Origin of the sequence: uncultured Pseudoxanthomonas sp., assembly GCF_947498795.1 — a bacterium.
Taxonomy (GTDB): domain Bacteria; phylum Pseudomonadota; class Gammaproteobacteria; order Xanthomonadales; family Xanthomonadaceae; genus Pseudoxanthomonas_A.
The window spans coordinates 609,104-627,322 of sequence record NZ_CANMLQ010000002.1 but is presented as its reverse complement, the minus strand read 5'-3'; the positions used below and the strand labels follow the sequence as shown (position 1 = coordinate 627,322).

11 protein-coding genes are annotated in these 18,219 nt (G+C 68.3%); all 11 read left to right on the top strand.

Features of this window, described 5'->3' with window-relative positions; translation table 11 throughout:
* Window positions 1-53 precede the first annotated feature (53 nt).
* The 11 genes from Q0907_RS09055 (at window position 54) to Q0907_RS09000 (ending at window position 18,001) form a co-directional block, all read left to right on the top strand.
* Window positions 54-2,711, top strand: a complete 2,658-nt coding sequence (locus Q0907_RS09055; RefSeq protein ID WP_299343698.1) for a Cache 3/Cache 2 fusion domain-containing protein — start codon at window positions 54-56, stop codon at window positions 2,709-2,711.
* A gap of 243 nt (window positions 2,712-2,954) precedes the next feature.
* Window positions 2,955-3,734 (top strand): flagellar brake protein, encoded by a 780-nt coding sequence (locus tag Q0907_RS09050; protein ID WP_299343697.1) that lies wholly within the window; start codon window positions 2,955-2,957, stop codon window positions 3,732-3,734.
* A gap of 170 nt (window positions 3,735-3,904) precedes the next feature.
* Window positions 3,905-6,601, top strand: a complete 2,697-nt coding sequence (locus tag Q0907_RS18985; RefSeq protein WP_343229811.1) for a methyl-accepting chemotaxis protein — start codon at window positions 3,905-3,907, stop codon at window positions 6,599-6,601.
* Between the two features lie 95 nt (window positions 6,602-6,696).
* Complete coding sequence (locus tag Q0907_RS09035) at window positions 6,697-7,185, top strand: chemotaxis protein CheW (protein WP_192267748.1); 489 nt, start codon at window positions 6,697-6,699, stop codon at window positions 7,183-7,185.
* Between the two features lie 215 nt (window positions 7,186-7,400).
* Window positions 7,401-9,656: a methyl-accepting chemotaxis protein gene (locus Q0907_RS09030; protein ID WP_299343691.1), complete on the top strand. Its 2,256-nt coding sequence runs from the start codon at window positions 7,401-7,403 to the stop codon at window positions 9,654-9,656.
* A gap of 163 nt (window positions 9,657-9,819) precedes the next feature.
* On the top strand, window positions 9,820-12,438 hold the full coding sequence (locus Q0907_RS09025; RefSeq protein ID WP_299343686.1) for an EAL domain-containing protein: 2,619 nt from the start codon (window positions 9,820-9,822) through the stop codon (window positions 12,436-12,438).
* A 162-nt stretch (window positions 12,439-12,600) separates the two neighbouring features.
* Entirely contained in the window at window positions 12,601-13,002 is a 402-nt protein-coding gene (locus Q0907_RS09020; RefSeq protein ID WP_299343681.1) for a hypothetical protein, read from the top strand.
* A gap of 91 nt (window positions 13,003-13,093) precedes the next feature.
* Window positions 13,094-15,325, top strand: a complete 2,232-nt coding sequence (locus Q0907_RS09015; RefSeq protein WP_299343678.1) for a methyl-accepting chemotaxis protein — start codon at window positions 13,094-13,096, stop codon at window positions 15,323-15,325.
* 98 nt (window positions 15,326-15,423) lie between these two features.
* The gene (locus Q0907_RS09010; RefSeq protein ID WP_299343677.1) at window positions 15,424-16,335 is read left to right on the top strand and encodes a CheR family methyltransferase; all 912 of its coding nucleotides are present in this window, start codon (window positions 15,424-15,426) and stop codon (window positions 16,333-16,335) included.
* Window positions 16,332-16,934: a chemoreceptor glutamine deamidase CheD gene (gene cheD, locus Q0907_RS09005; protein WP_296281868.1), complete on the top strand. Its 603-nt coding sequence runs from the start codon at window positions 16,332-16,334 to the stop codon at window positions 16,932-16,934. The genes Q0907_RS09010 and cheD overlap by 4 nt, the downstream gene beginning before the upstream one ends.
* Window positions 16,934-18,001 (top strand): chemotaxis response regulator protein-glutamate methylesterase, encoded by a 1,068-nt coding sequence (locus tag Q0907_RS09000; RefSeq protein WP_299343675.1) that lies wholly within the window; start codon window positions 16,934-16,936, stop codon window positions 17,999-18,001. The genes cheD and Q0907_RS09000 overlap by 1 nt, the downstream gene beginning before the upstream one ends.
* Window positions 18,002-18,219: the final 218 nt, after the last annotated feature.

The following is an 18,219-nucleotide window of genomic DNA, read 5'->3' as shown; positions in this document are numbered from 1 at the left end:
TGAAGGCGTAACGCCGATACCGGTTGTGATCATTCCACTACCTTTCCCGGCCCATGACCCGATTCGCGCGTCTTTCGCTCGGTAGCAAACTCTCCCTGCAGGTCACGCTCGCCGTCGCGGCGGTGCTCACACTGCTCGCCATCGTGGTCCAGCGGCAGTCCAGTCGCGCCATCGAGGACCGGGCACTCGCCGACCTGGATGTCGCCGCGCAGGTGATGCTGGAATCCGTCGCGCTGTACGACAGCACCCTGACCGACACCACCCAGCGGATGGCGCGCAGCTTCCGCGCCACGCTGCCTGCCGGCGACGTATCGGTGGACGCGGACAGCGCCACGCCGATCGGTGATACCGACGTGGCCGCCCTGCGCTTCGGCGAACAGACGCTCAATCTCGACTTCACCGCCGTGGACCGCTTCACCGAAGGCACCGGCGTGGTCGCCACCCTGTTCGTCCGCCAGGGCGACGACTTCGTCCGCGTGACCACGTCGCTGCGCAACGCCGAGGAAGAACGCGTCATCGGCACGGCGCTGGACCACAAGCATCCCGCCTACGCGCTGATGCTGCAGGACAAGCCCTATACCGGTCGCGCGCGCCTGTTCGGCCGCGACTACATGACCCATTACGAGCCCCTGCGGGATGCCGAAGGCAAGACCGTCGGCATCCTGTTCGTCGGCCAGAACTACGGTGACGGCCTGGCCGCACTGAAGGACAAGCTGCGCACCACGCGACTGGGCGAAGCGGGCTACTTCTTCGTGGTCGACCTCGCGGAAGGCGAACACAACGGCATGCTGGCGGCGCACCCGTCCGATCAGGAATCGCCGTACACCGCCGTGGTCGGTCCCGACTCGGTCCCGGCGATGAAGGCCCTGCTGGACCAGGACCATGGGCATGCCGTGCTCGACGTCGCCCCCGCGTCCGGCGATGAAGCGGTGCCCGCGCTGATTGCGGTCAAACGGTTCGCTCCGTGGAAATGGGCCCTGGTCGCCGTGGAGCCGCGCGACACCGTGCTCGCCTCCAGCCATGCGCTGACGATCGCCATCGTGGGCCTGTCCGTGCTGGCGCTGGCGGTAATCGGAGTGCTCACCGCGATCGGCGTGCGCCGCGTGGTGTCGCGACCGCTGCGCTCGGCCGTCGCGATCGCCGAGGATGTCGCCGCGGGCCGGCTCGACGGCCGGATCGACACCTCCCGCCAGGACGAAGTCGGCCAGTTGCTCGCCGCCATGGGGCTGATGCAGACGCAGGTGGTGTCGGTGATCGCCGCGCAGACCGAGATGACACGCCGCCACGACGAGGGCCAGATCAGCTTCCGCATCGACGACAGCGCCTTTCCCGGCGAGTACGGACGCATGGTGCGCGATACCAACACGCTGGTCGGCGCGCACATCGCGGTGAAGCTGCGCCTGGTCGAGATCATGCAGCGCTACTCGGTCGGCGACCTCTCGGTGGACATGGATCGCCTGCCCGGTGAGAAGGCCGTGCTGACCGACACCATGGACGCCACCAAGGCCAACCTGTCGGCCATCAACGGCGAGATCAAGCGCCTGGCCACGGCGGCCTCGTCCGGCGACTTCAGCCAGCGCGGCGACGTGGACAAGTACCAGTACGACTTCCGCGACATGATCGACGGCCTGAACCGGCTGATGGAAACGACCGACGGCAACCTGGCGGAAGTTTCCGAGCTGCTGCAGGCCATCGCCCGCGGCGACCTCACCGCCCGCATGGAAGGCGATTTCCACGGCGTGTTCGCCCGCATGCGCGACGACGCCAATGCGACGGTCGCCCAGCTGACCGATATCGTCGGCCGCATCCAGGAAGCCTCCGGCCGCATCGACGTCGCGGCTGGCGAGATCGCGGCGGGCAACCTGGACCTGTCGCGTCGCACCGAACAGCAGGCCGCCAATCTGGAGGAAACCGCCGCGTCCATGGAGGAGCTGACCTCCACCGTGCGCCAGAACGCCGAATCGGCGCGCCAGGCCAACCAGTTCTCGATCACCGCGGCGGGCGTCGCGTCGCAAGGGGGGGAGGTGATCGGCAAGGTCGTCGCCACCATGACCGACATCGAGCAGTCGTCGCGGAAGATCGCCGAGATCATCTCGGTCATCGACGGCATCGCCTTCCAGACCAACATCCTGGCGCTCAATGCCGCGGTGGAAGCCGCGCGTGCGGGCGAACAGGGGCGCGGCTTCGCCGTCGTCGCCAGCGAAGTGCGTACGCTGGCCCAGCGCTCGGCCAATGCGGCGAAGGAGATCAAGGGCCTGATCGAAACGTCCGTCGACAAGGTCACCGATGGGTCCGCCCTGGTGAGCGAGGCGGGCACCACGATGGCCGACATCGTGGCCAGCGTGCAGCGCGTGACCGACATCATGTCCGAGATCGCCGCGGCGTCGCAGGAGCAGTCATCGGGCATCGAACAGGTCAACCAGACCATCGTGCAGATGGACGAGGCCACGCAGCAGAACGCCGCACTGGTGGAGGAAGCCTCCGCCGCCGCACGCGCGATGGAGGAACAGGCGCACGCGCTGACCGAGTCGGTCGCCGTCTTCACGCTGAAAGCGGCGACCGGCCTGCCGGTCCGCAGGACCGCTTCGATCGCGGCGCCGGCCGCATCGCGACCGGCCACCGCGCCCAAGTCCACCGTCCGCGCACGGCCCACGCGCCAGCCGGAAACCGCCCTCGCCGAGGGCGAGGGCGACGACTGGCAGACGTTCTGAGAAGCACCCGGGACCCGCACAGCCCGGCATGCCGCTGCGGCTGTGCGCTCCCATCGGAGAGGCCATGCGTCCTGCCGGGTGACCGGGGGAAAACGCTACACGCCGCAAGGCATCGCGTGCGCAATGGAAGTTTCCCCCGACCGGGATCCTGCTGCCCACGTCTTCCGCCCCGCTCGCTCAAGATGCCGTGTCGTCCGCCGATACAGCCTGTGACGCCTTCCCTGCCCTGACGTTTCCGCCCGCATGACCGAGCCCAGCGACGCCCCTCTGGCCGATCCCGTCAGGTACGACGACGAAGAAAAGTACCTGGTGCACGGCGAGCACGCGATCCGCCAGATCCTGCAATCGCTCATCGAAAAGCGGGCGCTGGTCAGCGGCTGCGCGATGCCGCGCAACCACACCTTCCCCACGTCGGTGGTCGAGGTGCTGGACGACGAGGACGCCGTGCTGATCGACGGCAGCGCCTCGGAGGCGATCAACCGCAGCCTCGACGAAGCCACGCACGTGACCTGCGTGTCCCGGCTGGACCGCATCCACGTGCAGTTCCGTCTGTACGGGCTGCAACGCGTGCAGAAGGATGGGCAGGTGGCCTTCCGGGCCGAGCTGCCCGACAGCATCCTGCGCCTGCAGCGCCGCGAGTTCTATCGCCTGCAGGTACCGGTGACCCAGCCGATGGAGTGCGGCATCCCGGAGCGCCAGCCGGATGGCGAAACCACCTACCGCAAGTACCGCGTGCTGGACATCAGCGGCGGCGGCATCGCCCTGGCCGTGCAGGCGGGGGAACCGACGCTGCGACCCTACAAGGAATTCCCCGGCAGCCTGCTGTACCTGCCGGACAGCGGCCCGCTGTGCGTGCGCCTGATGGTCAAGAGCCTGCACAGCCAGCTCAACCAGAACGGCAGCGAGAGCTGGCGCGCGGGTTGCCAGTTCACCGAGCTACCGCGCGGCGGCGATGCGCTGATCCAGCGCTACATCTTCCGCCTGGAACGCCAGCGCAGCGCCCGCGAGCGCGGCGCTGCGTGACCTTCGTCCGCTTTCCGGCCACCGTTCATCGGCATTGAGCCGCACGTACTCAACCTGGCCGCGCCACCGCCGATACCCGGTGTAACGCTCCTGCAACACTCGCATGGCCGCACGTGGCCGTGGGCAGGGGCCGCCACACCGCCCCACCCGTCGAGGCCACCATGTCATCCGTGTCTACCCGTTTTTCCTCCCGCAGCATCGCCACCCGCGTGATGTACGGCACCGCCCTGGTGGCGCTGCTGGCCTTCGGCGTCGCCGCAGCGGCCAGCTACCTCCGCAGCAGCCAGTCCCTGCTGGCCGGCGCCCGCACCACCATGGAGACGCTGGCCAGCGCCGAGGCACAGCGCATCGCCGGTGAACTGACGGGCGCCTTCGACACCAACGCGGCCCTGGCGAACGCATTGCTCGCGCAGCGCGGCGCCGACGGCCTCAGTCGCGAGGCGGCCAGCGCCATCTTCAAGCGCCAGCTCGAAGCGCACCCGGAATGGGTTGGCGTCGGCACGTTGTGGGAACCCGATGCCTTCGACGGCAAGGATGCGGACTACCGCGCCGCGGACGGCCACGACGACACCGGCCGCTTCATGAGCTACTGGGCATGGAGCGAGGGCGCTCCGTTGCAGGAAGCCCTGCGTGACTACGAGGTGCCCGGCGCCGGCGACTGGTACCTGAAACCGCGTGAACTGAAGCGCCAGGTCGTCGCCGAACCCTACGTGTACAAGATCGCCGGCAAGGACGTGCTGATGACGACCCTGTCGACGCCGGTCCTGGAAGACGGCAACTACCTCGGCGTCATGACCGTCGATTTCGCCCTGCAGTCGCTGCAGGAACGCATCGCCAAACTCACCCCGATGGGCGCGGGCTTCGTGCGTCTGCTCACGCCGGCCGGCGTGGTCATCGCCGACCAGGACGCCGCATCGGTCGGCAAGCCCTTTGCGGGCGCACAGGCCGCCGAGGTGATGAAGCAGATCGCCGCGGGCGAGCCCGTCTTCCGCGAATCGTCCAATGCCGCCGGCGATGCCGTCATGGAAGCCTATGTGCCCCTGCAGATCGGTGGCGCGCAGGAGCACTTCGCGCTGGGCGTCGTGGTGCCGCGTGCCGTGCTGATGCAGGAAGCCCGCGCCGTGTTGTGGACGGTGGTGATGGTGGGCGCACTGGGCGCCGCCCTGCTCTGCGGCGCGGTGTTCTGGCTGCTGCGCCGCCAGGTCGCCAGGCCGTTGGCCGGCGCCGTGCGCGTGGCCGACGACATCGCCCGCGGCAAGCTGGACAGCGACATCGACGCCAGCGGCACGGACGAGATCGGCACCCTGATGAAAGCGATGCGCAGCATGCAGGCCAACCTGCGCGATCGCATCGAGCGCGACACCGTGGTGGCCAAGGAAAGCCTGCGCATCCGCACGGCGCTGGAGGATGTGACGACCAACGTCATGATCGCCGATGCCGACCGCACCATCGTCTACGCCAACCGTCCGCTGATGAAGATGCTGACGGACGTGGAACAGGACCTGCGCCGCGACCTGCCCGCCTTCGACGTCAGCACGGTCGTCGGCAGCAGCATCGACATCTTCCACAAGAAGCCCGAGCACCAGTCGCGGATGCTTGCGCAGCTGCAGGGTACGCATCGTGCACAGATCAGCGTGGGCGGCCGCATCATGCAGCTCATCATCAATCCGGTGACCGATGGCGAAGGCCAGCGCATCGGTTACGTGGTGGAGTGGGCCGACCGCACCAACGAGGTGATGGTCGAACAGGAAGTGACCCGCATCGTGCAGGCCGCCGTGCAGGGCGACCTGACCGGCCGCATCGCCGAAACCGGCAAGCAGGGCTTCCTGCTGGGGCTTTCCCAGCAGATCAACGGCCTGTTGGGGACGATCGCGGGCAGCGTGGATGCCGTCTCGGGCGTGCTGCAGTCGCTGTCCAAGGGCGACCTGACCACCCGCATGGAAGGCGACTTCCACGGGGTGTTCGCCACCATGCGCGACGACGCCAACGCCACCGTCGCCCAGCTCACCGACATCGTCGGCCGCATCCAGGACGCCTCCGGTTCCATCAACACCGCTGCCGGTGAAATCGCCGCCGGCAACAACGACCTCTCGCGCCGTACCGAACAGCAGGCCGCCAACCTGGAAGAAACCGCTGCGTCCATGGAGGAACTGACCTCCACCGTGCGCCAGAACGCAGAGTCGGCCCGCCAGGCCAACCAGCTGGCCATCGGTGCCGCCTCGGTCGCCTCGCAGGGTGGCGAGGTCGTGGGCAAGGTCGTCACCACCATGACCGACATCGAACAGTCCTCCAAGAAGATCGCCGAGATCATCTCGGTCATCGACGGCATCGCCTTCCAGACCAACATCCTGGCCTTGAACGCGGCTGTGGAAGCGGCCCGCGCCGGCGAACAGGGCCGCGGCTTTGCCGTGGTCGCCTCGGAAGTGCGCACCCTGGCCCAGCGCTCGGCCAATGCGGCCAAGGAGATCAAGGGCCTGATCGAGAACTCGGTGGAGAAGGTCTCCGACGGCTCGGCGCTGGTGAACCAGGCCGGTGCGACGATGGCCGACATCGTGGCCAGCGTGCAGCGCGTGACCGACATCATGGCCGAGATCTCGGCGGCCTCGCAGGAGCAGTCGGCCGGCATCGAACAGGTCAACCAGACCATCACTCAGATGGACGAGACCACCCAGCAGAACGCCGCGCTGGTGGAGGAAGCCACCGCCGCCGCCCGCGCCATGGAAGAGCAGGCGCATGCGCTGAGCGACGCCGTGTCGACCTTCCGCCTGGACAGCCACGGCACGGTCGCACGCCTGGTGCAGGAACGCGTCACCCGCATCGCGGCCGGCGGCGCACACCGCACGGTCTCCGAACCCCACGCCTACTGACCCGCTAAAGAAACCCCACCCGGGGCCGATCTAGGCATTGACCGGTTCCGTCCCGGGAACCCCACCCCTTACCGGCTGCGACAGGAGCCCGACGAATGAGCGACAAGAAGACCCAGGCCGCGGCGAGCGCGGACGAGTTCCTCAGTTTCACCCTGGGGGACGAGCACTACGGCGTGGATATCCTGAAGGTGCAGGAGATCCGTGGCTACGACTCGGTGACGCGCCTGCCGGATGCACCGGACTACATCAAGGGCGTCATCAACCTGCGCGGAACCATCGTGCCGGTGATCGATCTGCGCCTGAAACTGCGGTTGAAGGAAGCGCGTTATGACGCCTTCACCGTGATGATCGTGCTGAACGTGGAGGACCGCGTGGTCGGCATCGTGGTGGACAGCGTCTCGGACGTGCTCGCCCTGAACGCCGAGCAGATCCGTCCCACTCCGGAGTTCGGCGCCAGCGTCGACACCCGTTTCATCTCCGGCATCGGCACGGTGGACGAGCGCATGCTGATCCTGCTCGACATCGAAACACTGATCGACAGCGCCGACCTGGGCCAGCCCCTGCCGGAACAGGCGGCCGCCTGATCCGTCACCGGGCATCCGGCGCAGTGATGTTCTCCCGAGACCGCGGCCCTCACCGGCCGCGGTCTTCGCGTTTCCGGCGCCCGCTGCCGACCCGGATGCGTCCTCCGTCGCAGAACGCTGCCTGCGCCTGAACATTCGCCCCCGCCGGCCGATAACCCCTTTGGGACGCCACGGCGCCCCGCCCTCCCCTGTACCGCCCGTCGTCCGAGATCGCCATGACGTTCACTGCCCGCATTGCCGCCACCCTCTCTTCGCTGCCCCTGAAGCGCCGCTTCCTCATCCAGACCGCGGTCGTCGCGGCAGGCACCATCGCCCTGGCCGTCGTCGCCGCCCGCATGCAGTACCTGGACCTGACCGGCACGCGCCAGGCCGGCCTGAAAGCGCAGACCGAGATGGCACTGGGCGTGATCGAGGGTTACGCGCAACAGGCGAAGGACGGCAGGCTCGATGAAGCCGATGCGAAGGCCCGCGCGCTCGCGACCCTGGCGACCATGCAGGCCAACAAGGGCGTGGACTACTTCTTCGTCACCGACGAAGCGCCGACCATGCTGATGCACCCCACCCGCCCCGACCTGGTCGGCAAGCCGCTGGACGACGTGCTCAGCCCCGATGGCAAGCGCATCTTTCCCGAGTTCGTCCGCGTCGCGCGCGCCGGCGGCGGCCATGTCGACTACAGCTGGGCGAAGGCGGGCGAAGAGGATCCGGTGCCCAAGACATCGTATGCGGCGCTGTACCAGCCCTGGGGCTGGGTCATCGGCACCGGCGTCTACATCGACGATACGCAGGCGCAGGCATTGCAGTTCACCCTCATCATGACCGTCGCGGGCGGCGTGCTGGTGCTGTTGAGCATGGCGATCGGCTGGGTCATCGGCCAGTCGGTGCTGGAGCCGGTCGCACGCGCACTGGCCGCCATCAAGGGCGTGTCGCGCGGCGACCTGAGCGTGCGCACCGGCCACCATGGCCGCGACGAAATCGGGCAGATGCTGAAGTCCACCGACGCGATGGTGCACATGCTCGAACGCTTCTCGCACGAGACGCGCGACATGATCCGCCTGCACGCCGCCGAGGACATCCGCCACCGCATGCCGGAGGACTTTCCCGGCGTGTACGGCGAACTGGCTGCCGGCATCAACACCATGATGTTCGAACACCTGGATGCCTTCCGCGATGCCATCGGCATCCTGGAGCGCTACGCCAACGGCGACCTGAGCCAGGATGCGCGCCGCCTGCCGGGCACCCGCGCCTTCCTGCACGAGGCGATGGACGCCGCCAAGCAGAGCCTGCTGGCCATCAACGGGGAGATCAAGCGACTGGCGCAGGCAGCCTCGGCCGGCGACTTCACCGCCCGCGGCGACGAGGCCGGCTTCCGCCACGACTTCCTGCAGATGGTGCAGGGCCTGAACGCCATGATGGCGACGAGCGACCGCAACCTGGCACAGCTGTCGTCGCTGCTGCGTGCCATCGCCGACGGCGACCTGAGCGCGCGCATGGAAGGCGACTTCCACGGCGTGTTCGCCACCATGCGCGATGACGCCAACGCCACCGTGACGCAGCTGACCGACATCGTCGGCGGCATCCAGAGGGCGGCCATGAGCATCAATACCGCTGCCGGTGAAATCGCCGCCGGCAACAACGACCTCTCGCGCCGTACCGAACAGCAGGCCGCCAACCTGGAAGAAACCGCCGCGTCCATGGAGGAGCTGACCTCCACCGTGCGCCAGAACGCCGAGTCGGCCCGCCAGGCCAACCAGCTGGCCATCGGTGCCGCCTCGGTCGCCTCGCAGGGTGGCGAGGTCGTGGGCAAGGTCGTCACCACCATGACCGACATCGAACAGTCCTCCAAGAAGATCGCCGAGATCATCTCGGTCATCGACGGCATCGCCTTCCAGACCAACATCCTGGCCTTGAACGCAGCCGTGGAAGCGGCCCGCGCCGGCGAACAGGGCCGCGGCTTCGCCGTGGTCGCCTCGGAAGTGCGCACCCTGGCCCAGCGCTCGGCCAATGCGGCCAAGGAGATCAAGGGCCTGATCGAGAACTCGGTGGAGAAGGTCTCCGACGGCTCGGCGCTGGTGAACCAGGCCGGTGCGACGATGGCCGACATCGTGGCCAGCGTGCAGCGCGTGACCGACATCATGGCCGAGATCTCGGCGGCCTCGCAGGAGCAGTCGGCCGGCATCGAACAGGTCAACCAGACCATCACCCAGATGGATGAAGCCACCCAGCAGAACGCCGCACTGGTGGAGGAAGCCACGGCCGCCGCACGCTCGATGGAGGAGCAGGCGCAGGGACTGACCGAATCGGTGGCGGTGTTCAAGCTGCAGGCCACGGTCGATACACCGGTGCGCAAGGCGATCAGCCCCGCTCCCAAGCCGGTCGCCGCCGCCAGGCCCGTCGCCAAGGCCCCGGCCCGCAAGCCCGCGGCGCGCAAGCCCGAACCCGCGCTCGCCGATGGCGACTGGCAGGAGTTCTGAGCCTCCGGACCCGCTTCGCATCCACCCCGTGACCGTTTTCAAGTAATCCGGATCGCGGCCGATATGTCACGTGAAGGCACTCCTCCCTGGCCCCCATGACCGTCGCACTCACCGCCCACGACGACGCCAGCCCCGCGACGCCCGCATACTGCGAGGAGTCCGCATGCTGCGCCGCACGTTGAACGCGCTTGCGCCCGTGCGCGACGTGCAGGCACCGCCCGGCCCGGCGCACGACAGCCTGTGGCACGTGCTGGAGCAGTCGGTCGATGCGGCGTTCGTCATCGATGCGCGGCACCGCGTGGTGCTGTTCAACCCGGCGGCGGAAGCGCTGTGGCGATGCCGCCGCGAAGACGTGCACGGCGTGCCGTTCACCCGCCTGCTCGCGGAGGCGCCGGCAGGCGTCGCCGGCGAGACGACGCTCGCATCGCTGCTCGGGAGCCATCGCGATGCCGTGCTGGTGCGGGCCGACGGAAGCGAAAGCGCCTGCTCGGTCTCCATGTCGAAAGTGGTGATCGGCGACCAGGTCTTCCATACCGCCTTCGTCCGCGACACCAGCGACCAGCAGCGGCAACTGGCGCGCCTGCGGCAGCTGTCCATCGTCGTGGACAGCAGCGACAACGCCATCTTCATCAGTTCCGCCGACCGCGAGGTCGTCTACGTCAACAGCGGCTTCACCCGCATGCTGGGGTACCGCCTGGAGGAGCTGCGCGGCGTCCGACCTTCGGAACTGCTGTCGGGACCGCACACGGACGGTTCGCTGGACGAACGCATCAGCCGTGCGATCGACAACGGCGAGGGACTGCAGACCGAGGTCCTGCTGTACACCAAGGCGGGTCGCCCGCTGTGGCTGTCCACGGCGATCAACCCGGTACGCGACGAGGACGGCACGCTGCTGGGACTGGTGAGCGTGCTCAGCGACATCACCCAGACCAAGATGCATCAGGTACTGCACAACAAGGTGCTGGACGCGCTGGTGCACGAGTGGAACGTGGCCGACGTGATGACGCTGATCTGCCGGGAGGTGGAGCACATCGCGCCGGAGCTGACGGTGTCCATCATCACCGTCGACAACGAGGGGCTGATGCACGCCCTCGCCTCGCCCAGCCTGCCCGAAGCCTGGTCGCGCAAGATCAACGGCCTGCCGATCGGCCCGCGCGCCGGCGTCTGCGGGGTAGCCGCCTGGCGCGGCCGGGCGGTCCTGGTCAAGGACATCGCCAGCGACCCGCTGTGCGCCAACACCCGCCACCTCACCACGCCGCTGGGCCTGCGCGCCTGCTGGACGCACCCCATCAAGTCGAGCAGCGGTCGCGTGCTCGGCACGCTGTCGTTCTACTACCGCGAGAACCGCGGACCGGACGAGCTGCACGAGCGGCTGGCCGACACCTGCCTGCACCTGTGCTCGCTGACGCTGGAGCGCGAACAGACCAACGAACGCGTGCACCAGCTGGCGTTCTACGACACCCTGACCGGCCTGCCGAACCGCATCATGTTCAGCGCCAAGGCCGAGCAGGCGCTCGCCAACGTGGCACAGGCCAACGGTACTGCGGCCGTGGTCTTCATCGACCTGGACCGCTTCAAGCGGGTCAACGACGCGCAAGGCCACGCCGCCGGCGATGGCCTGCTGCGTGACGTGGCCGCGCGCCTGAGCGAAGAACTCGGCGGCATCAACATCGTCGGCCGACAGGCCGGCGACGAATTCGTCGCCGTGCTGCCGATGTGCGGCACGGAACAGGCGGGCAGCGTCGCCGAGCGCCTGCTGGGCGCCATCGCCGCCCCCACGACGGCGGGCCTGATGACCCTGCACCCCAGCGCCAGCATCGGCGTGGCGATGTTCCCCGACGACGGCCGCGACATCGACCTGCTGGTCCGCCACGCCGACATGGCCATGTACCGCGCCAAACGCGACGGCGGCGGCAGCTTCCGCTTCTTCAGCCTGGACATGAACCGCGTGGCACAGGAGCGCGTCTCGCTGGAGACGGCACTGCGCGACGCGCTGCGGCTGGACCAGCTTGACCTGCACTACCAGCCGCAGGTCGGCGGTGGCGACGGCCACGAGCTTTACGGCGTCGAAGCGCTGCTGCGCTGGCACCATGCCGATCTCGGGGTGATTCCGCCGTCGCGTTTCGTTCCCGTCGCGGAAGAGTGCGGCCTGATCGCCGACCTCAGCCTGTGGGTGCTGCGCCGGGCATGCGCGCAGATGGCCGACTGGCGTCGCCGCGGCATCGACATCCCGCGCGTGTCGGTCAATGTTTCCGCGATCAATTTCCGCGATCCGCAACTGTCGCTGCAGATCTCCGACCTGCTGGACGAACATGGCCTGGTGCCGGCCGACCTGACGCTGGAAATCACCGAAAGCGTCATGCTCGATCCGGATCCGGACGTGCTGGAGAACATCGAGGCCATCTACGTGCTCGGCGTGCGGTTGTCGCTGGACGACTTCGGCACCGGCTATTCCAGCCTCAGCCACCTGCACCGCCTGCCGATCAGCGAGCTGAAGCTCGACCAGAGCTTCGTGCGCGACATCGACACCAGCGCCATCGCCCGCACGCTGACGTCCTCGGTGCTGCGCATCGGCGAGAGCCTGGGCATGAAGGTGGTCGCCGAAGGGGTGGAAACCGAATCCCAGCATCGTTTCCTCACCGAACAGCGCTTCCCCGTCCTGCAGGGCTACCTGTTTTCGCCGCCGCTCCCGGCGGGCCCGCTGGAAGCATGGCTGCACTCACATCCGCATGCGTCGGTGCGCGACATCGAGGTCGTGGCGGACAGCGTCGCCACGGCCTGAGCCGGGCCTCCGCCGCGCGCCCGCGGCCACGAACTGTGATGCAGCTCCCACTCGTGCGCATCACCGCTTCCTGAAGCGTCCGAGGTCTCAAGTTTGGCGGCGGGGCGCCGATCTCAGGCGGTGAGTGTTTCCCACCATCCCTGCCCCTCCGGAGTTACTGGCATGAAGATCGCTTCCGTCCTGACCCTGTCCCTCGTCGCCGCCGGCGCCGCCCTGATGATGCCCACGCCGGCCAGCAGCCAGTCGCAGATCGACAACGCGATCCCCGCCGACATGGCCGCGCGCTTCACCGGCAAGGCCGGCACCGTCTGCGGCAAGGTGGGCAAGGCCCGCTTCGCCGAGAATTCGGAAGGCACCCCGACTTTCCTGTACATGGGCGGCAACTTCCCGCGCCACACCTTCACCGCCCGCATCCCGGGCGACGCCCGCGCCAAGTTCAAGCCGGCGCCGGAAGAGCTGGAAGGCAAGGATGTCTGCGTGATCGGCAACATCGAGCGCGACCAGTCGCGTGCCGAGATCGTGGTGAGTTCGCCGTCGAACCTGAAGCTGGCCACGATCCGCTGATCCGCTTCACGGGCAGGGCCGCGCGCCCTGCCCCGCCCTGGTTGCCAATGAGAGCGGCGCGGCGCGCGCCCCGGTAAAGGAAAGAATCCCCATGCAGCGGATCAAGAACCTCAAATTGACGACGAAGATGATGCTGGCCTTCGGCATCGTGCTGGCCCTGATGCTCGTCCAGGGCATCGCCGCGTTCGTCGGCCTGAACTCGTTGAACGGCGCCACCACCCAGGTCACCGGCAACGTACTGCCCAGTGTCAAGGCCGCCGGCGACCTTCGCAGCCTGCTCGGCGAGTTCCGCACTACCGCGTACCGCCAGCACGTCCGCGCCAGCGATGCGGTCAAGGCAGAGGCGAAGACGCGCGCCGCGGCCCAGGAGAAGGAGATCGACGCCGGCATCAAGCAGTATGCCGCGCTCGTCGCCACGCCGGAGGAGAAAAAGGCGTACGACCTCTTCGTGAAGGAGTGGGCCGCTGCCAAGCAGTCGTATGCCGACGTGCAGGAGATGCTCGACCTCGGGCTGCCGGACGACGCCGTGGATACGTTCATCGGCGCCACCCGCGATCAGCACACCAAGGCCACGAGCGCACTGACTGCGCTCATCGCCATCGTCGATGGCCAAGCCAAGCAGGCCAGCGCAAGCGCCGACAGTACCTATACCGCCTCCAGCACACTGATGGTCATCATGCTGCTGGTCGGCATCGTCGGTGGCCTGGCCCTGGCCTGGTTCTTCGCCCGTGCCATCGCCAATGCCGTCGGCGAAGCCGTGCGCGTGGCCAACGATGTCTCCGCCGGCAAGCTGGACGGCAAGATCGATACCAGCCGTTCCGACGAGGTCGGCCAGTTGCTCAGCGCCATGCAGCGCATGCAGACGCAGGTGCAGTCGGTCATCGCCGCACAGAGCGAAATGGCCGCACGCCACGACGAAGGCCAGATCAGCTACAGGATGGACGACAGCGCGTTCCCGGGCGAATACGGCCGCATGGTGCGCGACACCAACGCGCTGGTCGCCTCGCACCTGCAGGCCATCGGCGACGCGCTGAAGATCATGCAGCGCTACTCGGTGGGCGACCTGAGCCTGGACATGCCCAAGCTGCCCGGCGAGAAGGCCAACCTGACCGAGACGATGGACGCCACCAAGGCCAACCTCTCGGCCATCAACGGCGAGATCAAGCGCCTGGCCATGGCGGCCTCGTCCGGCGACTTCAGCCAGCGCGGCGACGTGGACAAGTACCAGTACGACTTCCGCGACATGATCGACGGCCTGAACCAGCTGATGGAAACGACCGACGGCAACCTGGCCGAAGTTTCCGAACTGCTGCAGGCCATCGCCCGCGGGGACCTCACCGCCCGCATGGAAGGCGATTTCCACGGCGTGTTCGCCACCATGCGCGACGATGCGAATGCCACCGTCGCCCAGCTGACCGACATCGTCGGCCGCATCCAGGACGCCTCCGGCTCCATCAACACCGCCGCCGGTGAAATCGCGTCCGGCAACGCGGACCTGTCGCGTCGCACCGAACAGCAGGCGGCGAACCTGGAGGAAACCGCAGCGTCCATGGAGGAACTGACCTCCACCGTGCGCCAGAACGCGGAATCGGCCCGCCAGGCCAACCAGCTCTCCATCGGCGCCGCGTCCGTCGCGTCGCAGGGCGGCGAGGTGGTCGGCAAGGTCGTCACCACGATGCGCGACATCGAGCAGTCCTCGAAGAAGATTGCCGACATCATCTCGGTCATCGACGGCATCGCCTTCCAGACCAACATCCTGGCGCTCAATGCCGCCGTTGAAGCGGCGCGTGCCGGCGAACAGGGCCGCGGTTTCGCCGTCGTGGCGAGCGAAGTACGTACGCTGGCCCAGCGCTCGGCCAATGCGGCCAAGGAGATCAAGGGTTTGATCGAGACGTCCGTGGACAAGGTCGCCGACGGTTCCAAGCTGGTGAACCAGGCGGGCGCGACGATGGGCGAGATCGTCGCCAGCGTGCAGCGCGTGACCGACATCATGGCCGAGATCTCGGCGGCTTCGCAGGAGCAGTCGGCGGGCATCGAGCAGGTCAACCAGACGATCACCCAGATGGACGAGACCACCCAGCAGAACGCCGCGCTGGTGGAGGAAGCCTCGGCCGCCGCCCGCTCGATGGAAGAGCAGGCGCAGTCGCTCAGCGAGTCCGTCTCGGTGTTCAAGCTGCATGCCCACTCCGCACCCGTGGCCGCCGCCAAGCCGGCCAAGGCCGCGGCCGCCCCGACCGCTGCAACGCCGAAGCCGGTCGCCCGCACCGCCTCGACGGTGCTGGAGCCCGCCCTTGCCGACGGTGACGACTGGCAGGAATTCTGAGGCACGCGGTTTGCATCGTCCCGGTCGCGCGCCGGGGCCCGTCCACAGGACGGACCCCGGCGGCATGACCGCCAGTACCCCGCTCTTGCGAGACCTCCATGTCCGTCAGTACCCGCCCCCTTGCTCCGGCTACCTCGACCCGACGGACCTCCGCCCCGCCCCCTCGCGACGACGCCGCCGCGACCGGCGCGCGTGATTTCGAGTTCGATGACCGCGACTTCCGCCGCGTCGCCGACCTGATCCGCCAACGGGCAGGCATCGCCCTGGCCGACGGCAAGCGCGACATGGTCTACGGCCGCCTTTCGCGACGCCTGCGTGCGCTGGGCCTGCGCAGCTTCAAGGACTACCTGGACCAGCTGGAACGGGACGGCGGCGACGAGTGGCAGGCCTTCACCAATGCGTTGACCACCAACCTGACCTCGTTCTTCCGCGAACCGCACCATTTCGAGCGCCTGCAGGAAGAACTCGCCAAGCGGCGCAATGACGGAGCGCTGAAGATCTGGTCCTGCGCCGCCTCCACCGGTGAGGAGCCCTATTCCATCGCCATTTCGGCCTGCGAGGCCTACGGCACGCTGACGCCGCCGGTGCGCATCCTGGCCACCGACGTCGACACGCAGGTGCTGGCCACCGGCGAACGCGGCGTCTATCCGATCGAACGCATCGCCGGCCTGGACGACGCATTGAAGCGGCGTTACTTCCAGCGCGGCAGCGGCCCCAACGAGGGCAAGTGCCGCGTGCACCCGGCGTTGCGCCAGATGATCGACTTCCGTCCGCTCAACCTGCTGGCGCCACGCTACGACGTGGCGGGCCCGTTCGTGGCGATGTTCTGCCGCAACGTGATGATCTACTTCGACAAACCGACCCAGCGCAGCATCCTCACCCGCCTCGTGCCGCACCTGGCGGACGACGGCATGCTGTACACCGGGCACTCGGAGAACTACCTGCACGCCGCGGACATCATCCAGCCCTGCGGACGCACCCTGTACCGGCGCGCCGGGGCCGCCGCATGAGCGCCGCCGCAGCCGCCTTCGCCGATGGCAGCGTGATGCGCTACCACGACATCCGCTTCAAGACCGATGCCGCCAAGCTGCTGCCCACGCAGTACCTGGTGGTGAACGATCACACCGCGCTGGTCACCGTGCTGGGCTCGTGCGTGGCCGCCTGCATACGCGATCCGCTGCTGAAACTCGGCGGCATGAACCATTTCCTGCTGCCGGACGGCAACGTCGGCGACGGCGCACCCGCGCGCTATGGCAGCTATGCGATGGAGCTGCTGATCAACGACCTGCTCAAGCGCGGCGCCGCGCGCAGCCGCCTGCAGGCCAAGGTGTTCGGGGGCGCCAACGTGCTGAAGGGCTTCACCAGCAATCCGGTCGGTACCCGCAACGCCGAATTCGTGCGCCGTTACCTCGATGCCGAGCGCATCCCGGTGGTGGCGGAAGACCTGCGGGGCATTCATCCGCGCAAGGTCTGGTACTTCGCCGACAGCGGCCGCGCGGTGGTGCAGCGCCTGCCGCACGCCCACGATGCCGAAGTGCTGGCCGCCGAATCCGCCGCGCGCGCGCGCCTGTCCAGGGCGCCCGTCACCGGGGGCGTGGAGCTGTTCTGATGAGTACGAATCCTTGCCGCGTGCTGATCGTCGACGACTCGGCGGTCGTGCGCCAGATCCTGACCGAAATCCTGTCGCGCGACCCCGGCATCGAGGTCGTCGGCTCCGCCGCGGACCCGCTGCTGGCGCGCGACAAGATCAAGCGGCTCAATCCCGACGTGATGACGCTCGACGTTGAAATGCCGCGCATGGACGGCCTGGCGTTCCTGGAGAACGTCATGCGGCTGCGGCCCATGCCGGTGGTGATGATCTCCTCGCTGACCGAGCGCGGCGCCGATACCACGCTGCAGGCGCTGTCGCTGGGCGCGGTGGATTTCGTGTCCAAGCCGAAGCTCGATGTCGCCAGCGGACTGCAGGCGTATTCCGACGAGATCATCGCCAAGGTCAAGACGGCGGCGAAGGCGCGCGTACGGCCCTTGGCCCGCACCGGCGCGCCACGCGTGAACCTCGATGCGGCACTGCCGGCGCCGCCGGCACTGCGCTTCCGCACCACCGACCGCCTGATCGCCATCGGCGCCTCCGCCGGCGGCACCGAAGCGCTGCGCGTGGTGCTGGAACAGATGCCCGCCGACGCGCCCGCGATCGTGCTGACCCAGCACATCCCCGCGGGCTTCAGCCGCGCCTTCGCCGAGCGCCTGGACCGCCATTCGGCGATGGCCGTGCGCGAAGCCAGCGACGGCGAAGCGATCCTGCCCGGCCACGCCTATCTGCCCCCGGGCGGCCAGCACATGCGGATCATCCGCGACGGTGCGCGCTGGCGCGCCCGCATCGACGACGGCCCCGCCGTTAACCGCCACAAGCCGGCGGTCGACGTGCTGTTCCGCTCGGTGGCGCAGAGCGCGGGGGGCAATGCGGTCGGCGCCATCCTGACCGGCATGGGCGACGACGGCGCCCGCGGCCTGCTGGAAATGAGCCAGGCCGGTGCGCCGACCCTGGTGCAGGACGAAGCCACCAGCGTGGTCTGGGGCATGCCCGGCGCCGCGATGCGCCTGGGCGCGGCCAAGGAGGCGATGCCACTGGAACGCATCGCCCAACGCCTGCTCGACCTGGCGGCGGCGATTGCCTGAGCGTGCGGCATCGCCGCTGCGAGCCTGATGTGGGAGCGACGTAAGTCGCGATGACGCGACGGCGATGCCTGAACGAAGAGCATCGCGACTTGCGTCGCTCCCACAACCGCCGGTCGCACAAGCGGCAATGGCGGTCACAGATCGCCCGCCACAGCAAAACCGCGCGATTTCCCGCCTAAAGAGCCGTTCCGCACGGCCGATACTCATCAGTGAGCTTC

Excerpts from the sequence above, each read along its gene's own strand:
- Q0907_RS09055 (WP_299343698.1), top strand. The coding sequence starts at position 54 with ATGACCCGATTCGCGCGTCTTTCGCTCGGTAGCAAACTCTCCCTGCAG.
- Q0907_RS09050 (WP_299343697.1), top strand. The coding sequence starts at position 2,955 with ATGACCGAGCCCAGCGACGCCCCTCTGGCCGATCCCGTCAGGTACGAC.
- Q0907_RS09035 (WP_192267748.1), top strand. The coding sequence starts at position 6,697 with ATGAGCGACAAGAAGACCCAGGCCGCGGCGAGCGCGGACGAGTTCCTC.
- Q0907_RS09030 (WP_299343691.1), top strand. The coding sequence starts at position 7,401 with ATGACGTTCACTGCCCGCATTGCCGCCACCCTCTCTTCGCTGCCCCTG.
- Q0907_RS09025 (WP_299343686.1), top strand. The coding sequence starts at position 9,820 with ATGCTGCGCCGCACGTTGAACGCGCTTGCGCCCGTGCGCGACGTGCAG.
- Q0907_RS09020 (WP_299343681.1), top strand. The coding sequence starts at position 12,601 with ATGAAGATCGCTTCCGTCCTGACCCTGTCCCTCGTCGCCGCCGGCGCC.
- Q0907_RS09015 (WP_299343678.1), top strand. The coding sequence starts at position 13,094 with ATGCAGCGGATCAAGAACCTCAAATTGACGACGAAGATGATGCTGGCC.
- Q0907_RS09010 (WP_299343677.1), top strand. The coding sequence starts at position 15,424 with ATGTCCGTCAGTACCCGCCCCCTTGCTCCGGCTACCTCGACCCGACGG.
- cheD (WP_296281868.1), top strand. The coding sequence starts at position 16,332 with ATGAGCGCCGCCGCAGCCGCCTTCGCCGATGGCAGCGTGATGCGCTAC.
- Q0907_RS09000 (WP_299343675.1), top strand. The coding sequence starts at position 16,934 with ATGAGTACGAATCCTTGCCGCGTGCTGATCGTCGACGACTCGGCGGTC.